Origin of the sequence: Zavarzinia compransoris (assembly GCF_003173055.1) — a bacterium.
GTDB lineage: Bacteria > Pseudomonadota > Alphaproteobacteria > Zavarziniales > Zavarziniaceae > Zavarzinia > Zavarzinia compransoris.
On sequence record NZ_QGLF01000004.1, the window covers coordinates 149,169 to 161,240 of the forward strand.

12 protein-coding genes are annotated in these 12,072 nt (G+C 68.0%); 2 read left to right on the forward strand and 10 right to left on the reverse strand.

The window, feature by feature from the left end; genetic code table 11:
* Window positions 1–17: 17 nt before the first annotated feature.
* Together DKG75_RS14585 and DKG75_RS14590 are read left to right on the forward strand one after the other, a co-directional pair.
* Window positions 18–800 carry a 3-hydroxybutyrate dehydrogenase gene (locus tag DKG75_RS14585; RefSeq protein WP_109921865.1) on the forward strand — a complete coding sequence of 261 codons (783 nt, stop codon included), beginning with the start codon at window positions 18–20 and terminating at the stop codon, window positions 798–800.
* Window positions 801–949: 149 nt separating this feature from the next.
* Window positions 950–1,534, forward strand: a complete 585-nt coding sequence (locus DKG75_RS14590) for a UDP-N-acetylglucosamine acyltransferase (RefSeq protein WP_109921866.1) — start codon at window positions 950–952, stop codon at window positions 1,532–1,534.
* Window positions 1,535–1,539: 5 nt separating this feature from the next.
* On the opposite strand, the gene eutC is transcribed toward DKG75_RS14590, so the two are convergent.
* The 10 genes from eutC to DKG75_RS14640 all read right to left on the reverse strand — a co-directional run bounded on the left by eutC (window position 1,540) and on the right by DKG75_RS14640 (window position 11,950).
* Window positions 1,540–2,340, reverse strand: a complete 801-nt coding sequence (eutC, locus tag DKG75_RS14595) for an ethanolamine ammonia-lyase subunit EutC (RefSeq protein WP_109921867.1) — start codon at window positions 2,338–2,340, stop codon at window positions 1,540–1,542.
* Window positions 2,337–3,743, reverse strand: a complete 1,407-nt coding sequence (locus DKG75_RS14600; RefSeq protein WP_109921868.1) for an ethanolamine ammonia-lyase subunit EutB — start codon at window positions 3,741–3,743, stop codon at window positions 2,337–2,339. The genes eutC and DKG75_RS14600 overlap by 4 nt, the downstream gene beginning before the upstream one ends.
* Window positions 3,744–3,805: 62 nt before the next feature.
* The gene (locus tag DKG75_RS14605; protein WP_109921869.1) at window positions 3,806–4,213 is read right to left on the reverse strand and encodes a hypothetical protein; all 408 of its coding nucleotides are present in this window, start codon (window positions 4,211–4,213) and stop codon (window positions 3,806–3,808) included.
* A complete protein-coding gene (locus tag DKG75_RS14610; protein ID WP_109921870.1) occupies window positions 4,203–4,625 on the reverse strand; it encodes a hypothetical protein in 423 nt (140 codons plus the stop codon). The genes DKG75_RS14605 and DKG75_RS14610 overlap by 11 nt, the downstream gene beginning before the upstream one ends.
* 101 nt (window positions 4,626–4,726) lie before the next feature.
* The gene (locus tag DKG75_RS14615) at window positions 4,727–5,152 is read right to left on the reverse strand and encodes a hypothetical protein (protein ID WP_133637060.1); all 426 of its coding nucleotides are present in this window, start codon (window positions 5,150–5,152) and stop codon (window positions 4,727–4,729) included.
* Window positions 5,153–5,166: 14 nt separating this feature from the next.
* On the reverse strand, window positions 5,167–6,345 hold the full coding sequence (locus DKG75_RS14620; RefSeq protein WP_109921872.1) for a vWA domain-containing protein: 1,179 nt from the start codon (window positions 6,343–6,345) through the stop codon (window positions 5,167–5,169).
* A 21-nt stretch (window positions 6,346–6,366) separates the two neighbouring features.
* Window positions 6,367–7,221, reverse strand: coding sequence for an AAA family ATPase (locus DKG75_RS14625; protein WP_109921873.1), 855 nt, complete (start codon window positions 7,219–7,221; stop codon window positions 6,367–6,369).
* 154 nt (window positions 7,222–7,375) lie between these two features.
* A complete protein-coding gene (locus DKG75_RS14630) occupies window positions 7,376–7,645 on the reverse strand; it encodes a hypothetical protein (protein ID WP_109921874.1) in 270 nt (89 codons plus the stop codon).
* 19 nt (window positions 7,646–7,664) lie between these two features.
* On the reverse strand, window positions 7,665–10,829 hold the full coding sequence (locus tag DKG75_RS14635; protein WP_109921875.1) for a caspase family protein: 3,165 nt from the start codon (window positions 10,827–10,829) through the stop codon (window positions 7,665–7,667).
* Entirely contained in the window at window positions 10,826–11,950 is a 1,125-nt protein-coding gene (locus tag DKG75_RS14640; protein ID WP_109921876.1) for an SH3 domain-containing protein, read from the reverse strand. Before DKG75_RS14640 ends, DKG75_RS14635 begins: the two co-directional genes overlap by 4 nt.
* Window positions 11,951–12,072 lie beyond the last annotated feature (122 nt).

The window sequence follows — 12,072 nt, forward strand, 5'->3', positions numbered from 1 at the left end:
GACCAAGGAGACTTGTCATGTTGAAAGGGCGTAGCGCCATCGTCACCGGTTCGACCAGCGGTATCGGTCTCGGCATCGCGCGCGGGCTGGCGGCGGCCGGCGCCAATGTGGTGATCAACGGCTTCGGCAAGCCCGAGGATATCGAGAAGGAACGCGCCGGCCTCGAAGCCGATTTCGGCGTCAAGGCGATCTATTCCGCCGCCGACATGAGCAAGCCCGAAGAGATCGCGGGCATGGTCGCCACCGCCGAGGAAGCCTTCGGCGCGGTCGACATCCTGGTGAACAATGCCGGCATCCAGTTGGTCAGCCCGATCGACGAATTCCCGATCGCCAAGTTCGACCAGATCGTCGCCATCAACATGGTCTCGAACTTCCATGCCATCCGCGCCGCCCTGCCGGGCATGAAGAAGCGGAACTGGGGCCGCATCATCAATGTCGCCTCGGCCCACGGCCTTGTCGCCTCGCCCTTCAAGTCGGCCTATGTCTCGGCCAAGCACGGCGTCGTCGGCATGACCAAGACCGTCGCCCTCGAGGTCGCGGAGCATAAGATCACCTGCAACGCCATCTGTCCGGGCTTCGTCCGCACCCCCCTGGTCGAGGCCCAGATCGCCGATCAGGCCAAGGTGAACAACATGCCGGTCGAGAATGTGGTGCGCGACATCATCCTCGCCTCCCAGCCGAACAAGCGCTTCGTCGAGGTCGAGGAAATCGCCGCCCTGGCCGTCTTCCTGTCCGGCGACAATGCCCTGTCGATCACCGGCACCTCGATCTCGATCGACGGCGGCTGGACCGCGCGCTGACGCTGCCGGCCGGGCGGTGATCGCCGCCCGGCCCCCGGCGTATTTTCGGGCGGCGCCCGCCGCCCGGCCCCGGGCGCATTTTTTGGTTTCCTCTCGGCCCGATCGGAGGAACAATCCCCTGAAAGCAATCATAAGGGGAATTATAAAAAATGATGCGCCTTGTGTTCGTGATTCTGGCGGCCGCTTTCCTCGCAGCCTGTCATGCCACGCCGCCGCTCAACTTCACGGTGACGGAACTGCCGGCGGTGGCGACCCGGTTCGATGCCGAATTGAAGTCGGTTTCGGTCACCCCGGCAGGGGAAGGCGAGAAGCAGGGCAGCATCGATTTTCTCGATGCGCAGGTACCGTCGCTGTGGCAGTCGGCGATCAATGACGCCGCGAGCCGTCTTGCCCTGTTCAACGACGATGCCGCGACCAAATTGTCCCTGACCGTGACCATCCTGCAATTCGATATTCCGAGCATGGGCTTTGACATGTCGACGGATGTCGCCGCCCGCTACGACCTGATCGACCGGGCGACGGGGGCCGTGATTGACACTTATGTCGCGGCCAACACCGGGACCGTGCCTATGGACTATGATTTCGTCGGGGTGACCCGGGCGATGGAATCGATCAACCGGGCGGTGAAGGCGAATATCAGGGCCTATCTCGACCGTCTGGTGGCTTCGCCCCCGCCTCTCGTCCCGGCCAAGGTTCCGGCGCCGGCGGCAATTCCGCCCAAGGCCGGATCCTGACCGGCCTATGCCCCCTCGATCAGGGCGGCGGCGGGGCGCGCAGCGAGTTCCGCCGCCGATTCTTCCTTCAGGTCGATGCCGGTCAGTTCGCGGCGCAGGGCCTCGCGGGCCAGCCAGGCGATCTTGAAGGCGGCGTTCGCCGGCGGCAGGCCCTCGGGCCGGATGTTGGAGACGCAGTTGCGGCCTGAATCCGGCATCCCCGCCACCGGCCGGAACGTCAGGTAGCAGCCGAGCGAATCGGCCGCCGAAAGCCCCGGCCGCTCGCCGATCAGCATGATCACCAGATCGGCCCCGAGGGCGGCGCCGATCGGATCGCCGATGGCGACCCGGCCCTGTTCGACCACAACGGCCGCGTCGATCCCATGCCCCTCGGCGGCGAGGCGGGGGGCCAGGGCATCGACCAGGGCCAGGGCATTGGCCTCGACCGCCGCCGCCGACAGGCCGTCCGCGATGACGAGGACGATGCGCGCCGGCCCCAGGCTGGTCCGAAGGCCGGCCGCGGTTTCCGCCGGCAATTGCCGGCCGAGGTCCGGGCGGCGGACATAGGTGGCGCGATCGCCCGCCCGGCTGGCCGTGCCTGCGGCCTTCAGGCCCCGGGCCCGCAGGGCCTCGATCAGGCGGGTGCCGTCGATCGCCGACCAGACCGCATCCCTGGCCTTGGCATGGTCCAGGGTGAATTGCAGGTGGGCCGCGGTCGGCAGGGCATTGCCGGCCCGGCCCAGCGCCACCCGGGCGGCGGTATGGCGCCGCAGGTCCGCCAGGCTGGCGGGGGCGGGGATCAGGGCGCCGTCGTCGCCGTCGCTCATTCCGCGGCATCCAGCCGGTGGGCCAGGGCGGCCAGCGCCGGGCGCATGGCCAGCGGCTCGGCCCCGGGATAAAGCCGGCCGGCGCCGTCGCCGAGGCCGACCTCGGCCAGCCAGGCTTCGAATTCCGGGGCGCGCCGGCGGCCGGTGATTTCCCGCGCGCCCAGGGCATCGTGATAGGACAGGCTCTGGTAGTTCAGCATCACGTCGTCGGCGCCGGGCACGGTGATGACGAAATTCACCCCGGCATTGGCCAGCAGCAGGAACAGGGCATCCATGTCGTCCTGATCGGCGTCGCAATGGTTGGTGTAGCAGACGTCCACCCCCATCGGCAGGCCCAGCAGCTTGCCGCAGAAGTGATCCTCCAGCCCGGCGCGGGTGATCTCCTTGCCGTTGTAGAGATATTCGGGCCCGATGAAGCCGACCACCGTATTGACCAGCAGGGGCTCGAAGCGCCGCGCCACCGCATAGGCCCGCGCCTCCATCGTCTGCTGGTCGACATCGTGATGGGCATTGGCCGACAGCGCCGCGCCCTGGCCGGTCTCGAAATACATGACATTGCGCCCGGCCGTGCCCCGGCCGAGCGAGAGGGCGGCATCCCGCGCCTCCGCCAGAAGGGCGAGGGAAACGCCGAAACCGGCATTGGCCCCCTCGCTGCCGGCGATCGACTGGAACACGAGATCGACCGGCGCGCCCTGTTCGATCGCCTTGATCGCGGTGGTGACATGGCCGAGGCAGCAGGTCTGGGTCGGCACCTTCAGGCGGGTGCGGATATCGTCCAGCAGGGTGACGACGCGGATATAATCCTGCACCCCGTCCGTCGCCGGGTTGACGCCGAGGACGGCATCGCCGGCGCCGAGCAGCAGGCCGTCGATCAGGCTGGCGGCGATGCCCCGGCTGTCGTCGGTCGGGTGGTTCGGCTGCAGGCGGGTGGCCAGGCGCCCGGGCAGGCCGATGGTGTTGCGGAAGGCGGTGACCACCCGCACCTTGGCCGCGACCAGGACCAGATCCTGCACCCGCATCAGCTTGGAGACGGCGGCGACCATTTCCGGCGTCAGCCCGGGGCGCAGCGCCGCCAGCGCCTCGGCCGTCGCCAGGGGCGACAGCAGCCATTCGCGGAATTCGCCCACCGTCATGGCGGCGACCGGGCGGAAGGCCGCCGGGTCGTGGCCGTCCACGATCAGGCGGGTGACGTCATCGGTCTCGTAGGGAACGAAGGTGGCGCTCAGGAAATCGGCAAGCGGTGCATCGGCAAGCGCCATCTGTGCCGCAATTCGGTGCACCGCGCTCTCGGCGGCGATGCCCGCCAGTTCATCGCCCGACCGGCGCGGCGTGGCCTTGGCCATCAGGTCGCGCAGGTCGGGGAAACGCCAGGTCGTGCCGTCGAGGGCGATGGAATAGGCCATGGTCGCAGCCGCTCGTCCTTACCTGTTGTCCACCGGCGTGAACGTGCAAGATCGAGGCCAGTTCAGCGCGCGGGCTTGAACGCCAGGGCCGAGCCGCCGTCCTCGACATAGCGTAAGGCGCCGTCGGTGCCGAGTTCAAGCCGCACGGGCCCGGCCGGGGCCGGCTGCTGGCGCTTGTCCTTGCAGGCGGTCAGGCGGATTTCCCGGCCCTCGCCCCAGGTCCAGCCGCAGGTGACGGGCAGGGGGCCGACGCTGATCTGGGCGTTCCCGCCCTTGAAGCGGATTTCCGCGTCGCGGAACAGGGCGACCACCTGGGCCGCCTCCGCCGGGCTGGCGGCATTGTTCGCGGTCAGGGTGACGAGGCTGAGGGCCGGATCCAGCACCCAGCGCCCCTCGACCTGGACCTCGGCAGCAGCGGCCGCCGCGGGGACCAGCAGGGCGGCCAGGAACAGGGCGGCCCTATTCCGCACGATAGATCACCGGCGCCTTGGCCTTGGCCCCGCTGACCGCGACCGCATTGGCCGCGGCATCGAACGACAGGGTGCCGGTGAAGTTGAAGGGCGTGCCCGGGGTCGCCGACTGGCACTGGCTGAGCTGGATGGCGGTGCCCGCCAGGCGCCAGCTGCAGGTGCCCGAGACCTTGCTGCCCTGCGCGGCGCCGCTGACGAAGGAAACCGTGCTGTTCTGGAACACCAGGACCAGCAGGGCCTTCGCCTGTTCGAGCAGGCTGCGCGCCTTGGGGTCGACATTGCCGGCCGCGACCAGCTTCTGATAGGTCGCATCGACGTCGAGCGCATAGCGGCCCGCGGGGCCGTCGGCCGCGCCGGCAGGGGCGGCGGCCGCAAGGCCCAGGGCCAGGATCAGGGGCAGGCGGGGAATCATCTTCACGGCTCCGACGGGACAGAGGGACAGTTTAGCAGATGTTCCCAGATCGGTGCTATCCCGTCGTCAAGCGCAACGGCCGGCTGTCCGCCGGCCGGGGATCACTGCCGTTGCAGGATCAGCGACAGCTTGCTCGGCTTGTCCAGCAGGTGCAGGCGGCCGTCGACCATGGCGATCGCCTCGCGCTCGGGGTCGAGGTCATTGGGTTTGCCGGTCTGGTCCAGACATTTGCTGGGCAGGACGATATCGTATTTGCCCCAGGTCCAGTCGCAATTGGTGGTGTCGGGACCGGCGACCACTTCGAGGCGCTTGCCCTTGAAGGTCATGAAGAAGCCCTTGGCCATGGGCGCCAGTTCCTGCTGCATCTGGGCGATGCCTTCGGGCGGGACGCCGCTCTCCCTCGCGGCCGCGACGGTGGCCTCGACGTCCAGGCTCCAGCGGCCCTCGACGCGCTGGTCGGCCGAGGCCGGACCGGTGGAAGCGAGCAGCGCAAGGCCCAGCGCCGCGAACATGGCGGATCGATACATTCCAGTCTCCCGCCTCAGCGGTTCAGCTCGCGCGCAGCCGCGTCGAGTCCGCCGAGGGTGAGCGGGAACATACGGTTTTCCATCACCTGGCGCATCACCCCGATGGAGGAGGTGTGATTCCAATGCTTTTCCGGCGTCGGATTGAGCCAGACCGCATGGGGATAGACGTCCAGCACCCGGCGCATCCAGATCTCGCCCGATTCCTCGTTCCAATGCTCGACCGAGCCGCCGGGATAGGTGATCTCGTAAGGGCTCATCGAGGCGTCGCCGACGAAGATCACCTTGTAGTCGTGGGGATAGGTGTGCAGCACCTGCCAGGTCGGCAGCGTATCGGTGTGGCGGCGCTTGTTGTCCTTCCACACTTTCTCGTAAAGGCAATTGTGGAAGTAGAAATATTCGAGGTGCTTGAACTCGCTGCGCGCCGCTGAGAACAATTCCTCGCACAGGCGGATATAGCTGTCCATCGAGCCGCCGATGTCGAAGAAGATCAGGACCTTCACCTTGTTGCGGCGCTCGGGGCGCATCTTCAGGTCCAGCCAGCCGGCATTGTTGGCGGTCGAGCGGATGGTGTCCGGCATGTCCAACTCGACCTCCGCCCCCTCGCGGGCGAATTTCCGCAGGCGGCGCAGGGCGACCTTGATGTTGCGGGTGCCGAGTTCGACCGTATCGTCCAGGTTCTGGAACTCGCGCTTGTCCCAGACCTTGACCGCGCGCTTGTTGCGGCTCTTGTCCTGGCCGATGCGGACGCCTTCCGGGTTGTAGCCATAGGCGCCGAAGGGCGAGGTGCCGGCGGTGCCGATCCACTTGTTGCCGCCCTGGTGGCGTTCCTTCTGTTCCTCCAGGCGCTTCTTCAGGGTTTCCATCAGCTTGTCGAAACCGCCGAGCGATTCGATCAGCGCCTTTTCCTCGTCGGTCAGGGTCTTCTCGGCCAGTTTCCGCAGCCATTCCTCGGGGATTTCCGCGGTCACGCCGTCGCCGACCGCCTCCAACCCCTTGAACACGGTGCCGAAGACCTTGTCGAACTTGTCGAGGTTGCGCTCGTCCTTCACCAGGGCGGCGCGCGACAGATAGTAGAAATTATCCACGCTGTAGTCGGCGACCCCGGCCTGCATCGCTTCCAGAAGGGTCAGGTATTCCTTCAGGGTGACCGGGATCTTGGCGTTCTTCAGTTCGTAGAAGAAATTGATGAACATCGGTCACCCCCTGTCCGGCGGTTACTGCGGCTGACGGTCGGGGCGGCGGGCGAGGAAGGCCAGCCGCTCGAACAGATGGACGTCCTGCTCGTTCTTCAGCAGCGCGCCATGCATCGGCGGGATCAGCTTCTTCGGGTCGCGCTCGCGAAGCTGTTCCGCGGTCAGGCTCTCCGACATCAGGAGCTTCAGCCAGTCCAGCAGTTCCGAGGTCGAGGGCTTCTTCTTCAGCCCGGGCACGTCGCGGATCTCGTAGAACACGGTCAGGGCCTCGCGCACCAGGTCGTGCTGGATGCCCGGGTAATGCACGTCCACGATCTGGCGCATGGTGTCCGGGTCGGGGAACTTGATGTAGTGGAAGAAGCAGCGGCGCAGGAAGGCGTCCGGCAATTCCTTCTCGTTGTTCGAGGTGATCATGACGATCGGGCGCTCGGCCGCCTTCACCGTCTGCCGCGTCTCGTAGACGTAGAATTCCATGCGGTCCAGTTCCTGAAGCAGGTCGTTCGGGAACTCGATATCGGCCTTGTCGATCTCGTCGATCAGCAGGATGGGGGCGGGGCTGGCGGTGAAGGCCTCCCACAGCTTGCCCTTGACGATGTAGTTGGAAATATCGTGCACCCGGTCGTCGCCGAGCTGGCTGTCGCGCAGCCGGCTGACCGCGTCATATTCGTAAAGGCCCTGCTGGGCCTTGGTGGTCGACTTGATGTGCCACTGGATCAGGTCGCGGCCCAAGGCGCCGGCGACTTCCTGGGCCAGCACGGTCTTGCCGGTGCCCGGCTCGCCCTTGATCAGCAGGGGCCGCTGCAGGGTGATGGCCGCATTGACCGCCACCTTCAGATCGTCGGTGGCGACGTAGGACTCGGTACCGGTGAACTTCATCGCGGGCTAACCCCTGCCTGTTTTAAACGGTCGTTACAAGGAAACTAGGGGCAGGACCGGGCCCGATCAAGCGTCACCGATCTGACGCCGCGTCGGCCTTGAGAAGGGCTGCCGAGTCGGGGCGGCAGGGACCATTCGAAGGCCCGGCAGGCCGTTACCGGTCACGCTTTGCCGCGATGACCAGTCCCGCGGCGGCAAAGGCCTGATCGAGATCCATATAGTCAGCGGGATCGGTTTTCGTCCGCGCGCGGATTTCTTCCGCAAGATCGGAGAGGGCGATCTCCATCGCCTCTTCGTCCTGCATCATGTGCTCGATCGCGTCGGCGACGGCGTCGTCCTCCGTCGCATAGACACCCTGCGCCACCCTTTCCGCCAGGAAACGGCGGTGGCGGTCGGAGAGGCTGAGGGTCGTCTTGATGGCCATGGCGAAAAGCGGCGACGCCTCACCCCCCGGTGCCGAGGCGGGTGAGGGGGAAGAGGTCGGAGCCGGTGAAGAACCAGCGCGGGCTCTGGCGGTGGCCGTTGCCGATCTGGCGGGCCATTTCCGGCACCCGCTGCTTGGTGAATTCGCCGATCTCGAAAATGTCGACGATCTTGTCGTTGTTGCCGCGGACGCTGGTGTCGGCCATGCCCTTCAGCCCGTCGATCAGCGAACTGGTGAAGACGCCGTGGCCGTTGATGCCGTCCAGCGCCTCTTCCTTCGAGGCGGCACCGGCCAGGATGAAGCGGCCCGACGCCCGCACCAGCTGGCGTGCGACGGTATCGTTGGCGGTCTGGCGGATCACCGAATCCTCGACCGCGATCAGGCCGGCGAAACAAGTGTCCAGCACCACGGCGGCGCGCCAGGCGCGCAGCTTGGAAAGGACGGCGATGATCTCGTCCTGGTTGATGCCCTGTTCCTTGATGCCGTCCCGGCTTTTCACCGAAAGATCGTGGGGCAGGAAGTAGTAGCGCCCCTCGACCGGCACGCCGTGCCCGGCCAGGAAGACGATGGCGGTATCGTCCGCCCCCGCCTTGGCGGAGAGATCGTCCAGCGCCTTCAGGATCGCGTCCCGGGTCGCCTTCTCGTCGGTCAGCAGGGTGACGTCGGTCGCGGGGCCGGCCAGCGCCTCGGCGATGCCGGTGGCATCGGCGACGGCATTGACCAGCGGCGGGATTTCCGGCGAGCGGAAGCGGTTGACGCCGATGGCGACGACATGCAGCCGCCCGCCCTCGACCGCCGGATCGCCCAGGGCCGCCGTCGTGCCGGCGCCCGGGGCGGGGCCGGTCGTGCCCGTTGCCGGCGGGCTGCCCGGACCCGTGGGGGGGCCCGGGACTGACGGGGTGTCCGGCGTCGTCTGGGCCACCGGGCCCGGCCCGGCGGGGGGCGCTGGCGGCGGTTCGGCCCGGCGTACGGTCAGGGTCACCACCGGCTGGCGGGCCTGATCGACCTCGATCTCATTGGCGCCGTTGAAGGCGGACAGGCGCAATTCGCTGGCGCCATGGCCGAGCGAGACCAGCCGCTCGCCGGCGATTTCGCCGCTGGCCGCCGCCGGCGCGGTACCGCCGCCCTCGACCACCGCACCGTTGAGGCGGACGAGGACGCGGCCGATGCCGCCGCCCTGGTCGGTGGCCTTGAACTTCAGGCGCACCTGTTCGCTGCCGACTTCGATCGCGTCGCCGGCCGTGCCGCGGTCGCCCGGGGCCGGGCGGCATTGCTCGGCCGTGTTGGGCACCACGTCGCAGATCTCGGTGATGGTGATGCCGGGGGGCATGCCGCGGTCCATGACGGCGACGACGCCGCCGATCCTGGCCGCCGTGCTGGCGATCTCGCTTTCGCCCGAGCGCCGCAGCTTGGCGACGAGAAGATCGCGGCGGAAGAAGACGGAATAGACCTGGTCGACCGAGACCCATTCGGCGCCGCGTGGTTTGCCGTCCTTCACCTGATTGACGACATAGCCGAACAGTTTCTCGCCGTCCTGGGAATGGTCGAAGAAGCCCTCGACCGTGGTCGCGACCCAGCGCTTGCCGTCCGCATGGGGGAAGAAACTGATCGCCTGGCGCCCGGTCTCGAGGTCGAACCAGCGGATGGTGCCGTCGCCGAGACCGGCGACGACCCAGCCCGCCTGTTCCGCGATGGCGACCGCCCAGACCGGGCTCGGCAGGTCGGCCTTCCACAGCAGCTTGCCGCGTTCGTAGAACTTCAGGCCGAAATCGGTGCCGAGGGCAAGGCGGCGGGCCGAGGCGGTCAGGGCCGCGCTGCGGGAAATCTCGTTCGGCTGGAGCGCCAGGGGCTGGCCGTCGATGGTCGGGGCGGTACCGTTCTGCCAGCCGGCGAGATGGGCGAGATTGGCCGGGGCCGGGGGCTTGGGCAGGCCGTCCGCCGATTTCAGTTCGCCCGAGATGACGTCATAGACGACGGCGCGGTTGCCGCCCCGGCCGAGGCCGAAGCGCACGGTGGCGCCGTCCGGCGCGACGACGAAACTGCCGTCCACCTGGTCGCGGAAATCGGCGGTGGCGCGTTCGAGCTTGAGGCCGAGGCGCCCCTCGGCATCGATGATCCCCCAGGACGGATCGGCCGCCCCGAAGGCGACGGCGCCGGAGGGCAGGGGGGTGAGGCCGAGCACCGTGTCGAGGGCGACGGTGATGTCGCTGGCGGGGCTGCCGTCCAGCGGCCAGCGGCGCAGCAGCTTGTCGCCGGCGGTATCGCCATAGGTGCCGGCGCCGACCAGGGCCTTGCCGTCCGCGGTCCAGGCCACGGTCGAGAGATGGCCGCTGCGGCCGGCCTCGCCCTGGAGGAAGCGTTCGAGCTTCAAGGTGGCGCCGTCGAGCACGGCGACCTGATCGCCGTTGAGGAAACTGACCGCGAGGCGGCTGCCGTCGGGCGAGAAGGCGACGTCGAAGGGTTTCACCCCCTCGGGTGCGGCATAGATGCCGATCCGCTCCAGCCCCGGGCTGTAGAGCCGCACCGTGCCGTCGAGGGAGGCGGCGGCCAGCCGCCCGTCCGGGGCGAAGGCGACCCGGGTGATGACGTCCTTGTAGTCGGCATCGGCAAGGCTGGCCCTTTGCGCCTTCATGTCGACGACGCGCAGGCCCCGGGCATCGTTCACGGCGACGGCGAGGAGTTTCGCGTCGGGCGAGAAGGCGAGGTCGTTGATCGTATCCGCCGGCGGCTCGGACAGGGCGACGCGCCCGGCCCAGGCCTGTTTCTCGACATTGAAGAAATAGATGCTGGCGGTGCCGTCGGTGGAAAAGCCGGTATTGCCGGCGACGGCGATGAAACTGCCGGACGGGGTCGCCGCGATGGCATGGAGCGCGCCTTCGGGCCCCGGCGCCACCGGCACGCGCAGGGTGGCGTTCAGGCGGCCGCTGGCGATCGACCACAGGCGGATGGTCTTGTCGTCGGAAACGGTGGCCAGCTGGTCGCCCTTGACCACGGCCATGGCATTGATCGCGGCGCCATGCATGCCGGTCTCGACCACCGGCTGGGGCACCACGGCAAAGCTGGAGGTCGCCCGCGGCGCCTGCTGGGCCCCGGCGGGATCGGCAGCGGGCAGGCCCAAGGCAAAGGCCGCGGCGAGAACCGCCGCGGCCGAAAGACGCCCGAACCTGAAACGCGCGCCGGTCATGCCGAGGGGCGCAGCGGCCGCACCGGGGTGAAGGTGATCGGCTGGTCCAGCTCGAAGGTCGTGCTGCTCAGCATGGTCCGCGACTCCGAAACATCATCCTGCAGAGCACGCTGCTTGATCTGATTGGTTTCGGCAAGCTGGACCACGCCGCCCGCGCTTTGCGGCGGCGGGGCGGCGGCCTGGGGCTCGGCGCGGGAGGCGACCGACTTGGTCTCGCCGCGGTATTTGTCGGCGGTGACGAGCAGGCTGGCCGAAATGAAGCCCGGGGTACCGTCGGCGAGGCGGACGCGCATCCACTTGCCGTTGGTGCCGGTCACTTCGCGCGCCTCGACCACCTCGCCGGCCTTCAGGCCGCCGATCTGGCGGCTGTCGGTCGAGGGCAGCTCACGCACCCGGGTCGATTTCGAGGCGACCAGTTCCTTGATCGGCCCGGTCACCTGATAGGAGGTGGCGGACCGGGTTTCCGGCGGCCGCGTGCGGGAATCGAAATGCGAGATCTCGGTCGCGGCATAGGTATATTGCTCGCCGCGGTCGTTCATCTTGCCGCCGACTTCTTCGGCGTATTTCACTTCCCATTCGAACTTGCTCTTCACGTCGCCGAGCTTGGCGCGGGCCTGATCGGCGGTGATGCGGCCGGCACGGTAGTCGGCGCGGATGCCGTTCGCCTCGGCGGTGCGGCAGGCGCGGACGGCGCGGAAGGCCGCGGTGGTGCGGTCGATCTGCTGATTCTCGCTGTAGAGGTCCTTGTAGACGCCGCCGACCAGAACCGTGCGATCGGAATTTGCTTCCTGCTTTGCGGTGTAATAGCCGGTGGCCGCCCCCGCGACACCGCCGATGGCGGCCCCGGCCAGGGTGCTCTCAAGGTCGCCGCCCGAAAGCAGGGCGCCGGTCAGCGCGCCGAGGGCGGCGCCGGCAATGGCGCCTTCGATCATGGCCTGATTGAAATAATCGCCGATCGAGGTCAGCTGGCTGCGCTGGCTGCTGCATTGGTCGTTGGCCGCGATCTGACCGCCGGGCGCGCTGTAGTCCGGTGTGCAGGCCCCGAGTACGGGGCCGACCAGCAACCCGATGGCCAGGGCGGCGGGCAGGCGGCGTTTGAAGAAAGTGGCAGGCGCCAGCATGAGTTAGTCCCCCTCAACGCTTGATCCCGCCACTTTAGCGCAGCCCGGCGGAATTTGCATCGTTATGCCTGTGATGCCGGTCACGGCCGGCAGATTTTGCCCTGCCCGGCCGCCGGTTTTTG